The sequence below is a fragment of the Rossellomorea marisflavi genome (assembly GCF_001274775.1).
Classification (GTDB): domain Bacteria; phylum Bacillota; class Bacilli; order Bacillales; family Bacillaceae_B; genus Rossellomorea; species Rossellomorea marisflavi.
This window is the reverse complement of record NZ_LGUE01000005.1, coordinates 446,424-468,388: the sequence shown is the minus strand read 5'-3', so window position 1 is coordinate 468,388 and position 21,965 is coordinate 446,424. Positions and strand designations below refer to the sequence as shown.

Here is a 21,965-nt window from a genome sequence, read left to right as displayed (position 1 = left end):
CATTTCGTACATGACGATTACAATTTCACTGTTTCTATCGGATGGTTGGGGTGCAAAGAAGACTCTCCCGGGAAGCACGAGCGGTATTGTCTCCCCACCTCTTTATCGCATATGTTGAAGGTAGGGAGTGAGATCGACCCCGATTTCTTTTGAAAGTTCTTTCCCCAATTCCGCATCGGCACGGAAGAAGTTGCAGACTGCACGCAAGGCAATGCGCGTATCGATACCTGACAATTCACTTGAAATGTTTTTGACCACCTGGGCTTTCACTTCATCGGGGTAGCTCCTGAAAATGTCGCCCGCCTGACCAAAATCATCGGTTTTACGGATCTTGATCCTTCCTCTTTCACCAGTGACCGGTTGATGAACCTCTTCATACCCCGGCACTTCCTCCGGCTCACCTGAAAAGCTGTTCGGTTCATAGTTCACCGGACTCTTCTGCTGCTTGAACGGCATCCCACCGTCCCGTTGCTGATTGGCTACCTGGGCGAATGGGCAGTTGATCGGGAGCTGAAGATAATTGGCCCCGATCCGGTAGCGCTGTGTATCGGAATAAGAGAATAATCTCCCCTGCAGCAGTTTATCTTCAGAAGGAAGCATCCCATTGACCAATACACCAGGATTGAATCCGACGGACTCAGTCTCTGCAAACACATTTTCAGGATTGCGGTTGAGGATCATCGTACCGACAAAGTGGGCAGGAATATCCTCTTCCGGCCAGTCCTTTGTGGCATCCAGAGGATCGTATGAGAAAGAATCAAGTTCCATCGGATCAAGGATCTGGACGTACAGATCCCATTCAGGATAATTCCCTTCCTCGATGGCCTCATAGAGGTCCCTGCTTGCATGGTTGAAGTCCTTGCCCTGGATCTCGGCCGCTTCTTCTGCAGAAAGGTTGTGGATCCCCTCCTTCGGCTTCCATCTCAACTTCACATAAACCGTATTTCCCGCCGCGTTCACCCATTTGAATGCATGTACGCTCGACCCCCGCATCTGACGATAGTTTGCGGGAATCCCTTCATCCGTGTACAGATGCAGAAGCATATTCGTCGACTCCGGTGACAGGGTCATGAAGTCCCAGTAGCGCTCCGGTTCCTGGATATTCGTCTGGGGATTCGGTTTGAGGGCATGAACCATATCCGGGAACTTCATCGCATCGCGGATGAAGAAGACAGGCAGATTATTGCCGACAAAATCCCAGTTTCCTTCCTCGGTATAGAACTTGACCGAAAACCCCCGGGGATCGCGCAGCGTTTCGGGAGAGTGCTGACCATGGATCACGGTCGAAAAGCGGGCAAAAACCGGCGTCTCCTTCCCTTCCTCTTGAAGGAAAGCAGCTTTTGTATACTTCTTCATACTATTCTTTGTGACGAAGACCCCATGAGCCCCCGCACCCCTCGCATGTACAACCCGCTCTGGAACCCGTTCCCGGTCAAAATGCGCCAATTTCTCAATTAGCTGATAATCTTCGAGAAGGGTAGGCCCATTGCTTCCAGCCGTCAACGAGTTTTGATTGTCTCCGATCGGGGCTCCTTGATTCGTTGTCAGTTTATGATTTTTCATACGAACACCTCTTTTTATTTATAATTATTATTATTAAAGTATAGTTTTATTCTATCCATTTTACCGGCTTTGTCAATAACTAATTATAATAATTATAAAGTAATAGCTTTTAAAATCACAAAAAAAAGAGACAACATCGTCCGTTGTCTCTTACACTGTATTCTCACGCACTATGAAATAGAACGCATTATTTTTTCAGAGAGGAAGTAGTGACGAATCTCACCCCGATAGCCGATTCCAATGAAAACATGCCACCTCTCCCCTCTTTCACATCCAAAAGGATATCAAAGGCCTTCCAGTACTCAAACTGCTCCCGACTCATATAGAACGGCGTCTGAGACACTGTACCCACAAGCACATCCCCGTCCCCGATGAGGAGGTCACCCTCTTCCAGGCAGATCGGGGCGCTGCCATCACAGCATCCCCCCGATTGATGAAAAAGGAGGGGGCCATGCTTTTCCCGCAGCCTCTTGATCACACCAACCGCTGCGTCTGTAGCAGAGACTGACATTTTAGAAGAATCCTAGTTTCTTCGGACTATAGCTAACAAGGAGATTTTTCGTCTGCTGATAGTGGGAGAGCATCATCTTATGGGTTTCGCGACCGATTCCGGACATTTTATATCCACCGAAAGCCGCATGGGCAGGGTACTGGTGGTAACAGTTCGTCCATACGCGCCCCGCCTGGATATCCCTTCCGAAGCGGTAGGCCGTATTCATATCCCTCGACCACACGCCTGCCCCAAGTCCATAAAGGGTATCATTGGCGATGTCCAGCGCTTCTTCTTTCGTCTTGAATGTGGTCACGGAAACGACGGGGCCAAAGATTTCTTCCTGGAACACCCGCATATCGTTTGTTCCTTTGAAGATCGTCGGTTTGACATAGAAGCCCGTCCCGTGATCACCGTCAAGCTTGTTCTGTTCACCGCCGATCAACACCTCGGCACCTTCGTCTTTCCCGATTTGAATGTATGAAAGGATTTTGTCGAGCTGCTCTTGGGAGGCCTGTGCTCCGAGCATCGTATCCGTATCAAGGGGATTCCCCTGCTTGATTTGTTTGACCCGTTCGATGGCGCGCTCTATGAATTTATCATAAATGGATTCCTGGACCAGGGCCCTTGAAGGACAGGTACATACCTCTCCCTGATTCAGTGCGAACATGACAAAGCCTTCCACCGCTTTATCAAGGAAGTCGTCATCCTGGTCCATCACATCCTCGAAGAAGATATTCGGGGATTTCCCGCCCAGCTCAAGCGTGACAGGGATGAGGTTTTGAGAAGCATACTGCATGATGAGCCTTCCCGTCGTCGTCTCACCCGTGAACGCGACTTTACCCACACGCTTGCTTTGAGCCAGTGGTTTGCCGGCTTCAAGTCCAAAGCCTTGCACCACATTCAGGACGCCCTTCGGAAGGATATCCTTGATGAGATCCATGAGGACCATGATGGAAGCAGGCGTCTGCTCTGCCGGTTTCAGGACGATGCAGTTCCCAGCGGCCAATGCCGGTGCAATCTTCCATGTGGCCATGAGGAGAGGGAAGTTCCACGGGATGATCTGTGCGACGACCCCGATCGGCTCATGGAAGTGGTAGGATACAGTATCTTCATCGATTTCACCGATCGTACCTTCCTGCCCCCTGATACACCCTGCAAAATATCTGAAGTGATCGATGGCAAGTGGAAGATCCGCTGCCAGCGTCTCGCGCACAGGCTTCCCATTATCCCATGTCTCTGCCACTGCCAGCATTTCAAGGTTTTCTTCCATCCGGTCTGCAATTTTATTGAGGACGGACGCCCTTTCGGCAACAGTCGTTTTTCCCCAGGCGTCTTTAGCAGCATGGGCGGCATCAAGGGCCTTTTCCACATCTTCCTGATTGGAGCGTGCAATCCGCGTGAAGACCTTCCCTGTCACCGGCGATACATTATCAAAGTACTCACCGCTTACAGGCGGTACGAATTCCCCTCCTATAAAGTTTTCGTACTGATCCTTGAACGACACCATTGAGCCTTCAGTATTCGGGTTCTGATACAGCATTCGACATCCTCCTTTATTTATGTATATGCCCACTAAATAAAGCGCTTACATTCCAATTATACTAGAGACCCTTTGTGCGTCACAAGTATATTGACTCATTATTCTATATTTTCAAATAAATAAAGGCAAATAAAAAAGCGGCCTAAGCCGCTTCTTTTGTCTTACTTCTTGATTAGATCTTCGCGTTTTGATTGCTCGATCCACTCTTCAAGTTTATCTTTAAGAGTATTGAAGCCTGCAGGAGTTGTTTCTTCAGCTGCTGCCGGTTTCACACTTCCTTGACGACGTGGTTTCTTCGCTGCTGCAGGTTGTTCTGCAGGAGCTTCTTGAGTTGCACGGATTGAAAGGCTGATTTTCCCTTTCGCTTCGTCAACAGAAAGAACTTTCACTTGCACTTCATCACCAACAGAAAGGTGCTCATTCACGTCTTTAACGAATCCGTGAGTGATTTCTGAAATGTGGACAAGTCCTTGTGTTTCTTCATCTAAAGCAACAAACGCACCGTAAGGTTGGATTCCTGTAACTTTACCAGTTACAACTGATCCTGTTTCGAATTTTGTAGTCATGGTAACACTCCTAGTATATATATTATTTTCTCTTTTACACGCAATTGTAGATTATATCACAGTTTTTTGATTTCCGCAAAGTTAATTTCACCGTTCCATTGCAGATCAACCTACAATTGCACTCTCATTAAGTAGGCTTCCCATACCGATCAATAAATAAAACCTCTTCTGATCAATCTTTATTCATCTGGATGAAGAAGAGTCCCACAAATGAGCAAATAAAAAACCCGGGCCATTGGCCTCGGGTTCCGTTTCATTATGACTTGATAAGCCTTTTTTCACGTTGCTTCCGAAGATAAGGTGTCGCATAGAGATAAAATGCAGCAAGGTGGGCAAATGCAAAGTTCGCAACGAGCAAGCTCCATAGCGTTACATGTCCCCAGCCTCCGAGTTCAGGCACAACGACGTAGTAGATGAATGCACCCCACAGGGCGATGACGAACGGGATGTGGGCCACTGCCCACTTGCGGTGTTCTATCCAGAGAAAAAGAGGCGTGGCGGTTGCAATAAATAGGTAAACCATGAATACATCCATTTTGATAACCTCCATTCATATTTTAAGGAAACGCTTTCAATTTTGTCGAAAAAAAGTCTAATTTGTGAACGTTTTGTTACAATTAGTATACTACAAACAGATGAAATTTCCACCCCAAAAACCTGATTTTTTTAAAATTTTCAATAATTTAGTGAAAAAGTTATAGGTTGAAACGTTTTCATCCATAATAAGTGGTGACACACCCATATTTTATCCACTTTTATGTCAGTTAAACCCAGATCACTTATAAATTGAAAATTTCAAAATCCAGTGTACATGGGTATGAAAACATAGTACGATTGAAAAATCTTATTTTTTTGAAAGGAGGAGCTATAATTGGCTGCAAAACAACAATGGACTTCTAAACTGGGCTTCATCCTGGCTGCTGCAGGTTCGGCAATCGGACTGGGCGCCATCTGGAAATTCCCCTATATGGCCGGGGCAAATGGTGGAGGTGTATTCTTCCTTCTCTTCATCCTCTTCACGGTCCTGATCGGGGCGCCTATTCTTCTGGCGGAATTCATCATCGGACGTAAAGCCGGTGCGGATGCGATTACTTCTTATAAGAAACTTGCTCCCAATTCTTACTGGCATCTCATAGGATACTTAGGAACCATCGTTTCCTTCATCATCCTATCTTTTTATAGTGTCGTCGGAGGCTGGATTTTATCCTATCTTTGGAGAAGTGTGACGGGCTCTTTGAGCGGGAATACCCAGGAAGGATATGCGGCGCTCTTTGACAGCGTCATATCGAATCCATGGGAAGTCCTGATTGCACAAGGCGTCTTCATGGTCATGACCATCATGGTCGTCCAAGGAGGCGTACAAAAAGGGATCGAGCGGGCGAGCCGGTATATGATGCCATCATTATTCATTTTATTCTTCGTTCTCGTCATCCGGGCCCTTACGCTGGACGGTGCCATGGAAGGTGTTCGCTTCCTTCTGCTACCTGACTGGAGCCAGCTGACCGGGAAGACTGTCCTCCTGGCAATGGGACAGGCATTTTTCGCTCTAACCGTCGGCCTGTCGGTCATGGTCACCTACGCTTCCTATCTACCGAAGGATGACAGCATGCCGAAATCGGCGATCAGTGTGTCCGGATTGAATATCCTGATTTCACTTCTTGCAGGACTGGTGATTTTCCCGGCGGTTTATGCCCTCGGGTTCCAGCCCGACCAGGGCCCAGGAATCGCCTTCGTCGTCCTCCCAGCCGTTTTTAATGAAATGGCCTTTGGCGGATTGTTCTTCACGATCTTCCTGGTCCTGCTTCTGTTCGCGACATTGACTTCCGCCTTCTCCATCTTGGAAATCGGTGTGGCCGGCTTATCAAAAGGAGCATCCACGAAACGGGTGAAATTTTCATGGATGGTGGGGATCCTCGCTTTTGTCGCAGGAATCCCGAGCGCCCTCTCCTTCGGGGTATTGGGTGATATCAAAATTGCAGGACTGAACTTCTTCGACTTTGCCGACAATATCACTTCAAACTTCGGTCTACCGATCGGAGCGCTTCTGATCAGTATCTTCATCGGCTATAGACTGAAGAAGGAAGATGTGTGGGACGAAGTAAGATTGGGTTCAAGCATTTCACGAGGCGTGTTCAACGCCTGGATGCTCCTGATCCGCATCATCGTACCTGTTGCGATCCTATTGATTCTGATTACCAATTGATTCTTTTAAACCCCCTGGACCGCTTATAGAGCGGTCCAGGGGGTTTTTTGGTGGATTGGGGTGTGTGGCCGATCATAGGATTGTACCTGGCACCATTTCGCTATTCGGTGCCAGGTACAATTTCGCCATTTGGTGCCAGGTACAATTTTGCCGTTTGGTGCCAGGTACAATTCCCCCGTTCGGTGCCAGGTACAATTCCCCCGTTCGGTGCCAGGCACCATTCCGCCATTTGGTGCCAGGCACCATTCCGCCATTTGGTGCCTATTACGCTCCTTCTGAAGTCCCTCTACATCCATCATTTCCGTAACAGATTGTTCAAGCATGGACGTGCGCGTTTTTTCCATATGATGGTATACTAACTATATAGGATATCAACCGCTTTCATATAAAGGAGGAGGACGCCATGTCCCATTTCGGTAAGAATATCAAGAGAATCCGTGAAGAACGCCAAATGACTCTGCAGGAACTTGCGGTGAAGGCAAGGATCGGGACGAATTCACTGATGAAATACGAAGAGGGGGAAAAGATTCCAGACACTCCCACGGTGCTGAAATTTTCAACGGTCCTGGATGTCCCTGCTTCTACACTCCTCGAAGACAGGACCCCTGCTTCCTGAAAGAATTTTTTCACGCAAGGTATAGATCCGTGAAAACCTGGTCATACTGAAAATAAGCTTTCTAAGTATTCCCCCTTTTGTTTTCATTTTGATGGACGCCTTCAAGGCGTCCCTTTTTTTGCATGCAAAAGGCCGTACCCTCCACGGTACGGCCTTTCTTTAGTTTGAATGGTTTTCTACGAATCGTTTCAGGCGCTTTACGGCCTCCTGGAGCTGTTCCATGCTCGAGGCATAGGAGCACCGGACAAACCCTTCCCCGCCTTTTCCGAAGACGTTTCCGGGGACGACGGCGACCTTCTCTTCAAGAAGCAGTCTTTCGGCAAATTCCTCGGAGGATAGTCCCGTCTTCCGGATGGAGGGAAAAGCATAGAACGCACCGCCGGGGGTGTGGCACTCCAACCCGATCTCATTCAGGGAGTCGACGAAATAATGCCTCCTGTGGCGATAGCTCCTTTTCATCTCCGTCACATCTTCCATCCCTTTATCCAGGGCCTCGATGGCCGCGAACTGCGCAGGGGTGGAGGCGCACATCATCGCATATTGGTGGATCTTCAGGAGCGCCTGTGCAATCTCAACCGGAGCACAGATATATCCAAGGCGCCAGCCGGTCATGGCGAATCCTTTTGAGAATCCGTTGATGACGATCGTCCGCTCCCTCATCCCTTCAAGGGAAGCGATGGACACATGGTCGGCATCATAGGCAAGCTCGGAATAGATCTCATCGGACAATACGGCAAGATCATGACGCTTGATCACATCGGCGAGCTCCATGAGATCATCCTTCTCCAACACGCTTCCCGTTGGATTATTGGGGGAGCACAGAAGGATTGCCTTCGTTTTATCGGTGATCGCCGCTTCGAGTTCTTCAGCAGTAAGGTTGAAGCCGTTCTCCGGTCTCGTCTTCACCGTGACGGCTACCCCGCCGGCGAGTTCCACCAGGGGCACATAGGAAACAAACCCCGGTTCGACGATGATGACCTCATCCCCTTGATCCACAAGGGCGCGCAGGCTGATATCGAGGGCCTGACTTGCCCCGACCGTGACGATGATTTCGTCCGAGGGGTCATAGAACAGTTGGTAACGGGAATTCATGTAGTCCGCGATCCTTTTCCGAAGGTCGAACAGCCCCGCATTCGCCGTATAGGACGTATACCCCTGTTCCAGGGACAGGATGGCCGCTTCCCTGACGGTCCAGGAAGTAACGAAATCCGGTTCACCGACACCAAGGGATATGACGCCTTCCATACCCGCTGCAAGATCGAAGAACTTCCGGATCCCGGACGGTTTCAGTTTCTCAACAGACTTGGACACATAGCTCGTTTTTGTCGTCATGGGGATACCACGATCCGTTTATCTTCTTCATAATCCCCGAAGATGGTGCCGTCATGCTTGTATTTTTTCAATTGAAAGTGGGTCGTGGTCGAAAGTACGGAATCGATGGTGGACAATTTATCGGATACGAAGTTTGCCACCTCGTTCATCGTGCGCCCCTCCACCGTCACCGATAGATCGTACGCTCCCGACATGAGATAGACGCTTTTGACTTCTTTGTACCGATAGATACGCTGAGCGACTTCGTCAAAGCCGACTCCCCTTTTGGGTGTCACTTTCACGTCGATCATGGCCGTCACACCTTCGTGTCCTTCTACTTTGGACCAGTCGACCACTGAATTGTAGCGGACGAGGATATGGTCTTCTTCCATCCTTGCGACCGTCTCTTCCACTTCTTCTTTCGTCACTTGAAGCATCTTGCTCAAATCTTCATACGTCAGCCTTGAATCCTTTTGAAGGACCCGTAACAGATCCAGTTCCCATTCTCTAAGCTGCATGACTCTTCCTCCTCATCACCTGTAAATGGTTTCATTATATCAGAAGCGCAAGCACATTTCTCCTAAAAGTCTGAGTGTTAAAACGAAAGGAGCGGGTAAAATAATGGGAACAACGTAAAGGAGTGGCGAACCATGAGCGACCGTGCACAATTTGCCCGATTGAACGGGGCCGAGATTTATTATGAATACGACAGACATCCTCATTCTTCCGAAACCTTCGTCCTGATTCATGGATTTCTTTCATCCACCTTCAGCTTCAGGCAGCTCCATCCGCTCTTGAAGGCATCCTATAATGTCCTCTCCATCGACCTTCCACCCTTCGGAAACAGCAGTAAGACAAAGGGGTTTGTCTATTCCTATGACAATCTGGCCCAAACCGTCATCGATCTCCTTTCTCAGCTGGGGATCCAACACATCTATCTTACCGGTCATTCCATGGGAGGACAGATCGCCCTGAATATCATGAAAAAAGCCCCTTCCCTCGTCAAGAAGGGGGTCCTTCTCTGCAGCTCCGGATACTTGAAACGGTTCACGTGGCCGGTCCTTACCCTGAGTCGCACACCCTATTTTCATTTGTATATCAAAAAATGGCTAGCCAAGACGGGCGTAAGGAAAAACCTCGAAAATGTAGTCTATGATCACGCCATGATCGATGAGGAAATGATGGACGGATACATGAAGCCCTTTCTGCAGGATGATATCTTCAAAGCCCTCACCAAGATGATCCGTGACCGCGAAGGCGACCTGTCCAGAGAGGATCTACGGGCCATCCAGACACCATGCCTCCTCATATGGGGTGAGCATGACAGGGTGGTACCCGTATCGACAGGTAAACGACTGAATGAAGATCTTCCCCTCTCCTCCCTGATCGTCCTGAAAGACACGGGGCATCTCGTCCCAGAGGAGAGGCCGAATGCAGTCATGAGCCACATCCGATCGTTTCTCGAAGTCGGTCTCCCGGAAGGAAATCCCGCACAGGTGGAATTCGGCCTGTCCCCTTCTCATATTTAAGAGATGGGGACAGGCTGAATCAAATCAGTTTCATCTTTTCCACTGAACTTTTATGATGGAAGAGTAAACGACAATTCGTAAGGGGGAGTTCACTTGAGTTCATTTGAACATGTCATTGACCGCAGAGGTTCTTCATCGGTGAAATGGGACAGGACGAAAGAAGTCTTTGGTTATGGGGATGTGCTGCCCATGTGGGTGGCCGATATGGACTTCGCACCGCCTGAGCCTGTGATTGAAGCATTGAAGAAAAGGATGGAACACCCGATATTCGGCTATACATACGCAGGAGCATCCACCGCCGACTCCATCAAGGAGTGGATGGCCAAGAGGCACGGGTGGGAGATCCAATCATCATGGGTGCAGTACAGTCCAGGGGTGGTCCCCGCACTGGCCACCATCATCCAGGCCTTAACAGAACCAGGTGATAAGGTACTCATTCAATCACCTGTTTACCCTCCTTTCTTCAACCTGGTGAAGGAAAATGGGCGGGTGGTGGAGAATGCCCAGCTCGTCTATTCCAACGGAGAGTACTCCATTGATTTCACAGCCTTCGAAAAAGCCCTTCAAAACGGGGTGAAATTGTTCCTGCTATGCAATCCGCATAACCCCGGGGGACGGGTCTGGACGAAAGAAGAGCTGACCCGGATCGCTTCACTGTGCAAAGAATACGGGGTCGTCATCGCGTCCGATGAAATCCACTCTGACCTGATCTACCGCCCTCATCACCATGTCCCGATTGCGTCCCTTCCCGAAGGTGATGCCGATGCAATCATTACGTGCATCGCGCCGAGCAAAACGTTCAACCTGGCCGGTCTGCAGGCTTCGGCCATGATCACGAAAAACGAAGAAATCCGCAATGAAATTGCAGGCATTCATGCCAAACAGGGATTCTTCACGTTGAACGCCCTTGGAATCAGTGCCATGGAAGCGGCTTACCGTCACGGAGAAGAATGGCTGGAAGATGTCATAGCGTACCTAGAGGAAAATGTCTCCATAACAAGGGCCTATCTGAAGGAACATCTCCCATCCTTGCATCTTGTAGAGCCTGAAGGAACCTATCTGCTCTGGATCGACTGCAGCAAGACGGGGCTTTCTGACGAAGATCTGAAGGACCGTCTATTGAGAAAAGGAAAACTGGCTCTAGAAGAAGGAACGAAATATGGTGAGGGAGGAGAAGGGTTCGTGCGGATGAATATTGCATGCCCGAAAGAAACACTCCTCGAAGGTCTCGACCGCCTGAGAACGGCCCTCACGTGAACAAAATAAAAAAGACTGCCAGGTATGGCAGTCACCGGGAAGGGGGCATCCCCTTCCTTTTTTATTTTTTCCCGATGGACCCGCAGGCAATGCGCTCCCCGGAGTCTCCCGATGGCTGGGTCATGCCGTCATCGGCGCTTTCGTCAATGACCAGCGAGGTCCCGTCCTTGGTCATGAGGGAGGTCTTGCCCTTTGATAGGGTCACCTGAGGAGCCGTGATCGTTGCTTTCACGCTACCATCTTCCCCGACGATCAGATTGGGTAGATCCCCTGCATGGGGACCTTCGGGATGGAGAAGTCCATGCTTCTTTTCCAAGGGATTGAAGTGATTTCCCGCCGAAGCAAAATCAGGCCGTTTACATGCGCTCTTTTCATGGATGTGGATACCGAGGTCCCCCGGCGGAAGCCCTTCAAGATCAAGGGCGATCTCCACCCCATCTGCTGTTTCCTCGAGAATCGCTGTTCCGATGGTGTCCCCGACCCCGTTCTTCATGTCAACTTTCACTTTCGTCGGCTCTTTCAGGACGCATCCTGACAAAAGAAGCGCCGTGATTCCGATCAAAAATAGTTTCATCAGCCGTTCCTCCACGTTCATACTCCTCACCATTGTTGACGAGCGATGAGAAAAATATTCGCGGAAGCGGTGAATTTGTCAGTCCTGCTGGCGTCGTGACGCCTCTTCTTCCATCTTCTTCGTCTTCAGCTCTTCACGCTTCGAGATGCGGATGATCAGCCGGAACGTGAGGACGGCGGCAATCATGAAAATGAACATCGTGATGCCTGCAGGGATATATTCACTTTTATCTTCAGGAAAATACAAGAATAGATTAAGGACAAAGAATGATAACATAGAAACGCCCCTTTCCAATTAAAGCGATTACAGTCATGTTCATTATAGCAATCTTCCCTCCCGTTCACCATGCCGGATCGGGAAGGAATGTCACAATCCCTTGAACGCCGCATAAGAAAGACCCGGATTTCTCCGGGCCCCTGTCACTTCACGACTTTGATGCTTTCGATGATCACGTCTTTTTTCGGTGCGTCCTGGTCTCCGACTTCTACCGCAGCGATGTCATCCACGACGTCCATGCCTTCAATCACCTGACCGAAAACAGTATGCTTCTGATCAAGCCAAGGCGTGCCGCCGTTTTTCATGTACGATTCAATGACCTCTTTGGGGAATCCAGCCGATTTCATTTGCTCCTCAACATCTGGGTCGACTGCTTTATTCTGTACAATGAAGAATTGGCTACCGTTCGTATCCGGACCGGAGTTTGCCATAGAAAGGGCCCCGCGAAGATTAAATAGTTCTGGAGAGAACTCATCCTCGAATGGTTTCCCCCAGATGCTTTCACCACCCATTCCGGTTCCCTCGGGGTCTCCCCCCTGGATCATGAAATCATTGATGACCCGGTGAAACTTGAGTCCGTCATAGTAGCCTTCCTCGCTGTGGGTCACGAAGTTCTCGACGGCTTTCGGTGCTTGATCCGGGAAGAGCTTGATCTTGATCGTTCCCATGGAGGTTTTCATCTCCACAAGCTTCTCATTCCCCGTCACTTCCTTTGTAAGTTGCGGATAGGTGATGTTCGCGTCCGACGACTGTTCCTTCTTCGTCTCTTTCTTGCTTTCTGAACTTTTGTCGTTATCTTGTCCGCAGGCTGCCAGCAGGAGGGCCAGGCCGACCATTAGGACCAAAAACCACTTCTTCATATATGTACCTCCACGTGTTACATTGTATATAGCGTATTCTCAAACATTTCCACCTATTATTATAATCGAGTTCATCTTCTGTTAGGAGGGGTTTTATGAAAAATATCCAAATTGGTGATTATGTCACGGCCTTTTATAAGACAGGCACTTATATCGGTGAGGTGACGGGGGAACGCCCGGGCAGCTATGTGGTGAAGGTACTCGCCGTCGTGAAGCATCCGCGCCAGGGAGACCTCCACAACCCGGGAAAAGTCGACGTACCGCTCTTTCATGAGCGAAAAGCACTAGCTTTCCGTGAGCAGTCAAACATACCCGATAAAATGGTCAAGCCATATGAAGGGACGATTCCCGAATACAACGAATCATTACTTACTGCTTTCAAGGAATTCAAGGAGAAACTCTCCTCCGACCCGACACCCCATGATGTGAAAAGCCTTGAAGCACTTGCCGAAATCCAGAAAGAATATGCCTTGATGTACGGGATTGAGTTTTAAAGAAAAGGACCTGATCGCTCATCGGCGGTCAGGTCCTTCATCATGCAAGCTGATTATAGAATTTCGAAAGGTCGATCCGGTCTCCTATAGTGGTGGGCTCGGCTTTTTCGAGGTATTTCTTATCCTTTTCCACGAGATGATAGATATGCTGGGTCGTCATGGCGTCATCAAGTGCTTTGTGATGTTTCCCCACGCCCTCACGTCCGTATTCCTGCACGGCCTTCCACAGCCCCGTCTGGTTCTGATCACCGAAGAACCGCTTATATTCCATGGAAAGGTCGACGAATCGTGCATGGAAAGGGAAGGCAATTCCGAGGCGCGAACAGCTGTCCCTGAGCACCTTCATGTCCATATTCCCCCAGGTGACCACTTCCTTTACCCCCAACTGGTCCAATGATGTGAAATAATCATGCATCTCTTTGAACGAGCGTCCCCCATCTACATCGGCCTGAGTGATGGATAAGAACCTTTTGCATCGATTCGTTAGCCTAGGGAAGAAGACCGGCTTGATATAGCAGGAAAAGGTGTCGATGACTTTCCCTCCGTTCACCACGACCACACCGGTCTCGATGATTTCCGGATGAAAATCCTTCGGGACCTTCTGCCGCTCGGGCATTGAAAACTCAAAATCAATGAAAACAAGCTGTCCGTCACTCCCCATTTCAACCCCTCCTTGTTTGGTCGTATCCCGTTATCCCATCCTGGCGTGGGACCACTGATGGTGTATTCTTCTATTATATCATGTTTATTTCCTGAATTATGACTATTTCCTCCCATCTCCACTGAAACTTCACTCATCTAACCATCAGGGTAAAAAGAACCATCCTCTACACGAAAATGCTTCTTTATTAATTGGTTCAATTGGATTATCATGGGAGAATAAGATTACGAGAAAAGTAGAGGGTTTCATGAGAACTTTTGCAGGATATATCGCCATCAGTTGTATTGTTGCCGTCTTTTTCACCACCTTGTTTTTTTCCGCCGGGGAAGTGAAGAAAGCCGGTGAATTCCAAGAGGCGCTGGAATCAAAGGTGAGTAAGGAGCATATGAACGTAAACCGCACATCCCTGATGAAGGATGCGGACGGTCGGGTATTTTCCGAGATCAACCGTCCATACAGGCTTTACACGGAGGATGAGGACATACCTGACTTTGCGAAGGATATTATCATCACGAGTGAAGATCAGAATTTTTACGAGCACGTCGGATTCGATGCTGGAGCAATCCTTAGGGCAGTGGTGAAAAACCTTGTGTTCACCCATATCCAGCAGGGAGGCAGCACCATCACCCAACAGCTCGCCCGCAATATGTACCTTGGTCAGGAAAAGACGTATAACCGGAAGCTGACCGAACTCTTTTATGCCGGTCAGATCGAAAAAAATCTGACCAAGGATGAAATCATGGAAATGTATTTGAACGTGATCTACTTCAGCAATGGCGTGTACGGTATCGGAACGGCTTCCGAGTATTATTTCAGCAAGCCCGTGACCGAACTCAACCAGGGGGAAATCTCCTTCCTCGCCTCCATCCCGAATAACCCGGGGAAATATGATCCGATCAAGCACTTCGATGAAGCGAAAAAGCGTCAGGAGCGGCTTCTCGAGCTTATGGTCACATCGGACAAGCTCACGGAAAAAGAGGCCGTGAAGATCAAAAAGACCCCGGTCCATTTGAAGGTGAAAAAAACCGTCGAAGAATATCCAGACTATGCCTTTTATGTTGAACATGAACTGAAGGAACTGATCGGAGAAAAAGAAGGATTCGCAGACGAGCTTGCAGATGCCGGATCTGAAGAGGAGCGGGACGGGATCCTGAAAGACTGGGATGAACGTTTCCATGCCGTGATTTCTTCCGGCGTCATCATCAACACCGCCCTGGACCCCGCCATGCAGAAAAAAAGCACGAAAGCACTGAATGATACGCTTGAGTCCACGGAACTAGAGGGGGCGAGTGCTTCCATCGACAACAAGACCCGTAAGATCGTTGCCATCACAGGCGGCAAAAACTATAAGGAATATAATTTCCACCATGCCTTCCAGGCGTTCAGGCAGCCAGGATCCGCCATCAAACCGCTCCTGGTCTATGGTCCCTATTTGGAGAAGCTGCATCCCTCCCTGCAGGAAACGATCGATGGAAATCAATACTGCATCAAGGGATACTGCCCCGTGAACTACGGGAATGCGAGTCCCGGCATGGTGACGATCAGTCAGGCATTCGCCCAATCGTATAATGGTCCCGCCCTTCGCATGATGGAAAAGGTGGGCGTCGATCAGGCCTTCGCATTCATCCGCCCGTTCCACTTCCAAAAGGTCAACAAGGAGGATATGACCTACGCCGCTTCCGTCGGAGGATTCACCTATGGGATGAGCCCCCTTGAAATGACAGATGCCTATACGTCCTTCATCGATGGGGAGTATACACCGGCAAGGGCCATCACCAACGTGACTGATTCCGAGGGGAACCTCCTGTATCAATGGAAGGACAACGCAACGGACGTATGGTCAAAATCCACCACTGCACAAATGAGATCCTTGCTTCATCAAGGAGCCGTCAGCGGGACTGGCAAACCTGCCTATGTCTCAAAGCCTTATGTGGGAATCAAGACGGGGACGACGAACCAATATCATGATTTTTGGGTCATGGGCCTCACCGACCGCTATACTACAGGGGTATGGGTCGGCCATGATACGCCTGAAAACATGAGCAGCATCGAGTCATGGCGGCCCGGACACAGGATCTGGAAGCAGATCATGCAATAAATAAAAACGGATATCCCCCGTGTGGTGGATATCCGTTTTTTCATTCTAGCTCACAGCTTGACCTCCGATATGATTGGAAGGCTCGCCATCAGGCCGTTGTAAAGTTTAATGAGAACGAAGAAAATGGTCAGGATGAGGGCGGCCCATGAAAAAAGCTGCATGGTGACGACACCAAGCAAGCCGACTTTGGTAAGGGAAGAGCTGATTTTATTCACAAAATAAAAGAAGTAAACCGCCGAGGTCAAAACAAAGATGGCGATCAATCCCTTGAATGATTGCAAGCTGAGGACAGAAACGAGGCCCCCGAGAAAATAAATCATCGAACCCGGACGAACTTTATTATACAGTTCACCCTCTGAATCAACCGAGAAGAACAGCATGGAAATGCCGTTGATCGTCTCAGCGATGAGCTTAAGGGCAGATAGAATCATAAAGAAGACCATCATAAGCAGGACAAGGATGGCCAGCTTCAGCTGCATCTCGGAAAGGAATTCACTCATTCCCGCATAAACGCCGATCTTTTTGGACAGCGTCTCGAAAACGCCCACCCCGTATACCGAAAACGTCAGGCTGAACAAAAGGATGGACAAAATAGGCAGATAGCTCGTTAAGTATGTATTCTTCAAAAAGTACCTCTCCCGTGATCAATCTGTGCATTCTCATCATAATCGTTTATGAGCAGATTGAAAAGGGTAAAGGTACCAAGTGTACAGGTCGAAAGTCCCTCCATTTCAAGAGCTGACTTCCCTCATTCAACAGCCGATCCCGACTTGATCATGTGTCGGTCCCTGTCGATCACCTTGATGTATTGACGCGGTTTGAATTCAACAGGTACCAAAGGGTCTGTACCTTCCCGGTCGTACCCGATTGGAAGATAATTCGTTCCTTCCCCGCTTTCGACCGATTCCAGATCGATTTGATCCCTCGAATCCACCACGATGGCCAACATGAGCAATCCTGTGAAGATGGCACATGCAATCAGCAGCTTTTGCTTCATGAATATCACCTCTTGAATAGGATGCTCACAATAGTGTTAAACTATTCTAAAACATGAACCACAGCACGGAATGTGCTTTTTTTTTCGACGTGATTTTCCGTTTCTCTACATATTTAATAACAAAGGGGGAAACCCTTATAGGCTGGGCGTCCGACTAATGCAAGGTGCTTTTTTTTACGTTATAATGCCTATTAGGTGCACTGTTCGGTCGCAGAATGCTCTAGTGACTATCTTAATTCAGCAATTACCTACATAATCTGATGTATTCAAGGGGGGTTTTTTGTGACACTGCTACATTGGGCAATCCTATCGCCTTTTTTATTCGCTATACTCATTCCGTTCCTGTATAAGGCGTTCCGCAAGATTCACACCGGCTGGTTCGTCCTGATCCTGCCCGTAGTCCTGTTCGTCTATTTCTTCCGCTTCATCTCATTGACGAAGAATGGAGATACGGTAACGGAAACCGTCAATTGGATGCCTTCCTTCGGTATTCAATTCACCGCATATGTGGACGGTCTAGGCCTCCTGTTTGCCATGCTCATCACAGGAATCGGGGCGCTTGTCGTCCTGTACTCGATCTACTACCTGGATAAAGCAAAAGAACAGCTACATAACTTCTATGTCTATTTACTCATGTTCATGGGGGCCATGCTCGGGGTCGTGCTATCGGATAACCTGATCACCCTCTATATGTTCTGGGAGTTCACATCCATTTCATCCTTCTTGCTGATCGGATATTGGTATCAGAAGGAACGCTCGAGATACGGGGCACTAAAATCGATGCTCATCACCGTATTCGGAGGCCTTTCCATGCTCGGGGGAATCATACTCCTCTATCTCATGGGCGGTACATTCAGCATCAGGGAGCTTGTGGGGATGAGCGATCAATTGGTAACGGACCCGCTATTCATGGGGGCTCTGATCCTGATCCTGCTGGGGGCATTCACGAAATCGGCCCAGTTCCCATTCCATATCTGGCTGCCTGATGCCATGGAAGCACCGACTCCAGTCAGTGCCTACCTTCACTCAGCCACGATGGTCAAAGCAGGGATCTACCTCGTTGCCAGGATGAGTCCGATCTTTGCCACTTCGGGTGTTTGGATCTGGCTTGTTGGCGGGATCGGATTATTCACCGTGTTCTGGGGTTCATTCAATGCCGTCCGTCAAAAGGATCTGAAAGGGATCCTCGCCTTCTCCACGATCAGTCAACTCGGAATGATCATGTCCTTATTGGGCATTGGAGGAGCAGCGCTTCATTACAATCAACTCGATGAAAACATTTATATGGCTGCAACCCTAGCGGCCGTGTTCCATCTGATCAATCACGCGACATTTAAGGGAAGCCTGTTCATGGTCGCAGGAATCGTCGATCACGAAACCGGGACAAGGGATATCCGTAAGCTCGGCGGACTGATGAGCTTCATGCCCATCACCTTCACCATTGCCATCATCGGAGCATTCTCCATGGCGGGGCTGCCTCCATTCAACGGCTTCCTCAGTAAGGAAATGTTCTTTACTGGAATGATCAATGTCCTTAGCCTTGATATCTTCAACTTTGAAACGTTCGGGGCGCTCTTCCCGGTGCTGGCTTGGGTGGGAAGCATCTTCACCTTCGTCTACAGCATGATCCTCGTCTTCAAGACGTTCACAGGGAAGTATCAGCCTGAGAAGCTTGAAAAGAAACCACATGAAGCACCGATCGGGATGCTGATCTCTCCGATCATCCTTGCTTCCCTGGTAGTCATTTTCGGTTTCTTCCCGAACATCTTATCGGATCGGATCCTTGCTCCAGCAGTGGAAGCCATCGTACCGAGTCTGATTGCCGACGGACAGACCGTGAAGACGGAAATCTCCTTCTGGCACGGCTTCAGTCCGGAGCTATTCATGACAATCGGCGTCATTGCCTTTGGTGTGATCTTGTATCTCACCCTTTCAAAATGGGAGAAGATCTATCGGGTACTACCGCAAAGGCTTTCCCTTAATTCCTTATATGACGGAGGATTACGTGGGAGCGAACGTGGGGCATACAGTTTCATGAACGGACATATGACAGGGTTCATCCGCACCTACCTTGTTTATATCTTTACGTTCTTTGTCGGGATCTCCCTCTTCAGCCTCTGGTATAACGATGCCTTCTCCCTGGAGATGGACAAAATGGCCCCGATCGGGATCTATGAAGTGGCCGTCGCACTCCTTCTTGTGGTCAGTACCGTCATGATCCTGTTCGCAAAATCACGCCTGACATCCATCATCCTGTTGGGAGCAACCGGCTATACGGTATCCTTATTCTTCGTGGTGTTCAGGGCTCCAGATCTTGCCCTGACACAGCTTGTCATCGAAACCGTGTCGGTTGCCCTATTCCTGCTTTGCTTCTATCATCTGCCAAAATTGAGCAGGCATGAAGAACGCATGCGCTTCAAGCTCGGGAATGCATTGATTGCCCTCGGCGTCGGTGTGACCGTGACACTGTTTGCCATCTCGGCATACAGCACAAAGCTATTTGATTCGATCTCAGAGTATTACATCAAAAACGTTTACGAGGAAGCAGCTGGTAAGAATATGGTCAATGTCATCCTCGTCGACTTCCGTGGATTCGATACATTATTCGAAATTTGCGTTCTTGCCATTGCGTCCCTCGGAATCTTCGCCATGATCAAACTGAGGCTGACAAGGAGGGATGAAGGATGAAGACGAATGATGTGATTCTCCAAACCGTAACGAAAGTGACTGTGTTCATTATCATCCTGTTCTCCCTTCGCCTCTTCTTCTCCGGTCACTATACTCCAGGAGGAGGCTTCATCGGGGGACTCATGACAGCAGGAGCCCTCGTCCTTCTGCTCCTGGCATTCGATCTGAAGACAGTTGCGAATATCCTGCCAATCGATTATAAGATCGTAACGGCAATCGGCCTTCTGTTCGCCATCGGGACTGCGGCAGGGGCACTATTATTCAATGTACCGTTCCTGACGCACGCGTTTGACTATTTCACCCTGCCGATCATCGGCAAGACGTCCCTTCATACGGCCGTCCTGTTTGATACCGGGGTGTATCTTGTCGTCGTCGGCGTCACGATGACCATCATCCAAACGATAGGGGTGAGCGATTAATGGAATTATTAATGGCCATTGTCATTGGGATCCTGTTCACCTGTGCAGTGTATCTCATGCTTTCAAAAAGTTTACTTAGGATCATCATCGGCACCGCTGTTTTGAGCCATGGCGCCCACCTTCTCATCTTGACGGTGAGCAGCCTGAAAAAAGGGGCACCCCCGCTCCTCGGACAGCATGCCGAATCCTACGTCGATCCGTTACCGCAGGCACTGATCCTGACAGCGATTGTCATCAGCTTCGGTGTGACGGCCTTTTTCCTGGTCCTTGCCTACAGGGCCTATCAGGAGCTTGGAACCGATAATATGGATCAGTTGAGAGGAAACGAAGGAAATGATTAATTTATTGATTCTACCGATACTCATACCACTTATCACGGCAACGATTCTCATGTTCTTCAGCAAACAGGTGAAGACGCAGCGGACAATCGCAGCGGTTTCCACGATCGGGACCGTCATCGCATCCGTCATCCTCGTCATCACGGTTTCAAAAGAAGGGATCCAGACCTTGAACCTGGGGAGCTGGACGGCACCATTCGGAATCACGCTTGTATCCGATATGCTCTCTGCCCTTCTTGTACTTACTACGAGCATCATCACCCTGCTGGTAATCCTCTACTCCTTTAAATCGATCGGACGGGACAGGGAACGATTCTATTATTATCCTGTTGTCCAATTCCTTTTAGTCGGGGTGAACGGCGCCTTCACGACAGGGGACATCTTCAATCTGTTCGTCTTCTTTGAAGTGATGCTCATGAGCTCTTATGTTCTCATCGTCCTGGGCGGGACAAAGGTCCAGCTACGGGAAGGGATCAAATACATACTGGTGAATGTCATTTCATCAGCCCTGTTCGTCATTACGGTTGCCTATCTGTATTCAGTCGTCGGCACCCTGAACATGGCGGATATCTCACAGAAGATCGCGAGCGTGGAACAACCGGGCATCCTGACGGCCATCGCCATCCTGTTTTTGATCGTGTTCGGTCTGAAAGGCGCCATATTCCCGCTTTACTTCTGGCTTCCGGGCTCCTACTACGCACCTCCTACACCGATCCTGGCTTTATTCGGGGCATTGCTGACCAAGGTCGGCGTCTATTCGATCATCAGGACCTATACGTTGTTCTTCTATCACGATCCAGGGTTCACCCATGAAATGCTCGGCATACTGGCAATCCTGACCATCGTTGTCGGATGCGTGGGTGCCATCGGGTTCTGGGATGTGAAGAAGATCATCATTTATAATATCGTCATCGCCGTCGGGGTCATCCTTTTCGGGATTTCCACCATGAACGGTGAAGCGATGGAAGGTTCCATCTACTATCTCATTCACGATATGCTCATCAAAGCCGCTCTCTTCCTTTTGATCGGCGTCATGATTTCCATTACCGGTACGACGGATGTCCGGAAAATGGGCGGACTGATCAAGGAGTATCCGTGGCTCGGATGGACCTTCCTCGTAGCAGCGTTTTCACTAGCGGGAATTCCTCCCCTCAGTGGCTTCATAGGGAAATTGTTGATCCTGAAGGGCAGTTTCTCTTCTGAATTCTATGTAGGGGCGTTTGTCATCCTCGCCTCGAGCCTGATCGTCCTTTATTCTGTGATCAAGATCTTCCTGACCGGTATCTGGGGCGTACCGAAAGAATACACAGGCATTTCCAAAAGTCACGCACGCTATCTGTGGGCAACATCCGCCGTACTTGTCCTCCTTTCCGTGTTTTACGGGTTGGGAGCAGATGCACTCCGCCCGCTATTTTCACAGGCGGCAGAAGTACTTGTGGATCCGCAAATCTATATTGACGCAGTGTTAAAGGAGTGATGTAA

Annotated in this window: 23 protein-coding genes; 10 read left to right on the top strand and 13 right to left on the bottom strand. The window is 49.2% G+C overall.

What is annotated here, in order from left to right; all coding sequences use genetic code 11:
- Positions 1-102: 102 nt before the first annotated feature.
- The 5 genes from AF331_RS17570 to AF331_RS17550 all read right to left on the bottom strand — a co-directional run bounded on the left by AF331_RS17570 (position 103) and on the right by AF331_RS17550 (position 4,697).
- The gene (locus AF331_RS17570) at positions 103-1,563 is read right to left on the bottom strand and encodes a catalase (protein WP_053429345.1); all 1,461 of its coding nucleotides are present in this window, start codon (positions 1,561-1,563) and stop codon (positions 103-105) included.
- A 187-nt stretch (positions 1,564-1,750) separates the two neighbouring features.
- Positions 1,751-2,074 (bottom strand): DUF779 domain-containing protein, encoded by a 324-nt coding sequence (locus tag AF331_RS17565; RefSeq protein ID WP_053429344.1) that lies wholly within the window; start codon positions 2,072-2,074, stop codon positions 1,751-1,753.
- A gap of 1 nt (position 2,075) precedes the next feature.
- Positions 2,076-3,596 (bottom strand): aldehyde dehydrogenase, encoded by a 1,521-nt coding sequence (adh, locus tag AF331_RS17560; protein WP_053429343.1) that lies wholly within the window; start codon positions 3,594-3,596, stop codon positions 2,076-2,078.
- A gap of 161 nt (positions 3,597-3,757) precedes the next feature.
- Positions 3,758-4,162, bottom strand: coding sequence for a S1 domain-containing post-transcriptional regulator GSP13 (gene yugI / locus AF331_RS17555; RefSeq protein WP_048006988.1), 405 nt, complete (start codon positions 4,160-4,162; stop codon positions 3,758-3,760).
- A gap of 256 nt (positions 4,163-4,418) precedes the next feature.
- Entirely contained in the window at positions 4,419-4,697 is a 279-nt protein-coding gene (locus AF331_RS17550; protein WP_048006989.1) for a spore morphogenesis/germination protein YwcE, read from the bottom strand.
- Positions 4,698-5,033: 336 nt separating this feature from the next.
- On the opposite strand from AF331_RS17550, the gene AF331_RS17545 reads away from it, so the two are divergent.
- A complete protein-coding gene (locus tag AF331_RS17545) occupies positions 5,034-6,365 on the top strand; it encodes a sodium-dependent transporter (RefSeq protein ID WP_053429342.1) in 1,332 nt (443 codons plus the stop codon).
- Positions 6,366-6,768: 403 nt separating this feature from the next.
- Positions 6,769-6,981, top strand: a complete 213-nt coding sequence (locus AF331_RS17540; protein ID WP_048006991.1) for a helix-turn-helix domain-containing protein — start codon at positions 6,769-6,771, stop codon at positions 6,979-6,981.
- Positions 6,982-7,140: 159 nt separating this feature from the next.
- On the opposite strand, the gene AF331_RS17535 is transcribed toward AF331_RS17540, so the two are convergent.
- Entirely contained in the window at positions 7,141-8,313 is a 1,173-nt protein-coding gene (locus AF331_RS17535; RefSeq protein ID WP_053429341.1) for an aminotransferase, read from the bottom strand.
- The gene (locus AF331_RS17530; protein ID WP_048014644.1) at positions 8,310-8,810 is read right to left on the bottom strand and encodes an Lrp/AsnC family transcriptional regulator; all 501 of its coding nucleotides are present in this window, start codon (positions 8,808-8,810) and stop codon (positions 8,310-8,312) included. The genes AF331_RS17535 and AF331_RS17530 overlap by 4 nt, the downstream gene beginning before the upstream one ends.
- A gap of 132 nt (positions 8,811-8,942) precedes the next feature.
- Between AF331_RS17530 and AF331_RS17525 the strand changes: the two genes are divergently transcribed.
- Positions 8,943-9,821: an alpha/beta fold hydrolase gene (locus AF331_RS17525; protein WP_082347025.1), complete on the top strand. Its 879-nt coding sequence runs from the start codon at positions 8,943-8,945 to the stop codon at positions 9,819-9,821.
- 93 nt (positions 9,822-9,914) lie between these two features.
- Positions 9,915-11,078: a MalY/PatB family protein gene (locus AF331_RS17520; RefSeq protein WP_053429340.1), complete on the top strand. Its 1,164-nt coding sequence runs from the start codon at positions 9,915-9,917 to the stop codon at positions 11,076-11,078.
- 61 nt (positions 11,079-11,139) lie between these two features.
- On the opposite strand, the gene AF331_RS17515 is transcribed toward AF331_RS17520, so the two are convergent.
- The 3 genes from AF331_RS17515 to AF331_RS17505 form a co-directional block, all read right to left on the bottom strand.
- Positions 11,140-11,652 carry a superoxide dismutase family protein gene (locus AF331_RS17515; protein ID WP_082347037.1) on the bottom strand — a complete coding sequence of 171 codons (513 nt, stop codon included), beginning with the start codon at positions 11,650-11,652 and terminating at the stop codon, positions 11,140-11,142.
- 78 nt (positions 11,653-11,730) lie between these two features.
- Complete coding sequence (locus tag AF331_RS17510; RefSeq protein ID WP_053429339.1) at positions 11,731-11,928, bottom strand: hypothetical protein; 198 nt, start codon at positions 11,926-11,928, stop codon at positions 11,731-11,733.
- A 143-nt stretch (positions 11,929-12,071) separates the two neighbouring features.
- On the bottom strand, positions 12,072-12,788 hold the full coding sequence (locus tag AF331_RS17505) for a peptidylprolyl isomerase (RefSeq protein WP_053429338.1): 717 nt from the start codon (positions 12,786-12,788) through the stop codon (positions 12,072-12,074).
- A gap of 95 nt (positions 12,789-12,883) precedes the next feature.
- Here AF331_RS17505 and AF331_RS17500 point away from each other — a divergent pair, with 95 nt between their 5' ends.
- Positions 12,884-13,282 (top strand): kinase-associated lipoprotein B, encoded by a 399-nt coding sequence (locus AF331_RS17500; RefSeq protein WP_053429337.1) that lies wholly within the window; start codon positions 12,884-12,886, stop codon positions 13,280-13,282.
- 40 nt (positions 13,283-13,322) lie between these two features.
- Here the strand turns inward: AF331_RS17500 and kapD are convergent, their stop codons facing one another.
- Positions 13,323-13,943, bottom strand: coding sequence for a 3'-5' exonuclease KapD (kapD, locus tag AF331_RS17495; protein ID WP_053429336.1), 621 nt, complete (start codon positions 13,941-13,943; stop codon positions 13,323-13,325).
- 247 nt (positions 13,944-14,190) lie between these two features.
- Between kapD and AF331_RS17490 the strand changes: the two genes are divergently transcribed.
- The gene (locus AF331_RS17490; RefSeq protein WP_053429335.1) at positions 14,191-16,041 is read left to right on the top strand and encodes a transglycosylase domain-containing protein; all 1,851 of its coding nucleotides are present in this window, start codon (positions 14,191-14,193) and stop codon (positions 16,039-16,041) included.
- A gap of 50 nt (positions 16,042-16,091) precedes the next feature.
- On the opposite strand, the gene AF331_RS17485 is transcribed toward AF331_RS17490, so the two are convergent.
- Together AF331_RS17485 and AF331_RS17480 are read right to left on the bottom strand one after the other, a co-directional pair.
- Positions 16,092-16,667: a DUF5366 family protein gene (locus AF331_RS17485; RefSeq protein WP_235576426.1), complete on the bottom strand. Its 576-nt coding sequence runs from the start codon at positions 16,665-16,667 to the stop codon at positions 16,092-16,094.
- A gap of 122 nt (positions 16,668-16,789) precedes the next feature.
- On the bottom strand, positions 16,790-17,038 hold the full coding sequence (locus AF331_RS17480; RefSeq protein WP_053429334.1) for a hypothetical protein: 249 nt from the start codon (positions 17,036-17,038) through the stop codon (positions 16,790-16,792).
- A 282-nt stretch (positions 17,039-17,320) separates the two neighbouring features.
- Here AF331_RS17480 and AF331_RS17475 point away from each other — a divergent pair, with 282 nt between their 5' ends.
- From AF331_RS17475 to AF331_RS17460, 4 genes are read left to right on the top strand one after another with little or no spacing between them, the layout of a single operon-like run.
- On the top strand, positions 17,321-19,726 hold the full coding sequence (locus AF331_RS17475; protein ID WP_053429333.1) for a Na+/H+ antiporter subunit A: 2,406 nt from the start codon (positions 17,321-17,323) through the stop codon (positions 19,724-19,726).
- A complete protein-coding gene (locus AF331_RS17470; RefSeq protein WP_053429332.1) occupies positions 19,723-20,145 on the top strand; it encodes a Na(+)/H(+) antiporter subunit B in 423 nt (140 codons plus the stop codon). Before AF331_RS17475 ends, AF331_RS17470 begins: the two co-directional genes overlap by 4 nt.
- On the top strand, positions 20,145-20,486 hold the full coding sequence (locus AF331_RS17465; protein WP_053429331.1) for a Na(+)/H(+) antiporter subunit C: 342 nt from the start codon (positions 20,145-20,147) through the stop codon (positions 20,484-20,486). The genes AF331_RS17470 and AF331_RS17465 overlap by 1 nt, the downstream gene beginning before the upstream one ends.
- Entirely contained in the window at positions 20,479-21,960 is a 1,482-nt protein-coding gene (locus AF331_RS17460) for a Na+/H+ antiporter subunit D (protein WP_053429330.1), read from the top strand. Before AF331_RS17465 ends, AF331_RS17460 begins: the two co-directional genes overlap by 8 nt.
- Positions 21,961-21,965: the final 5 nt, after the last annotated feature.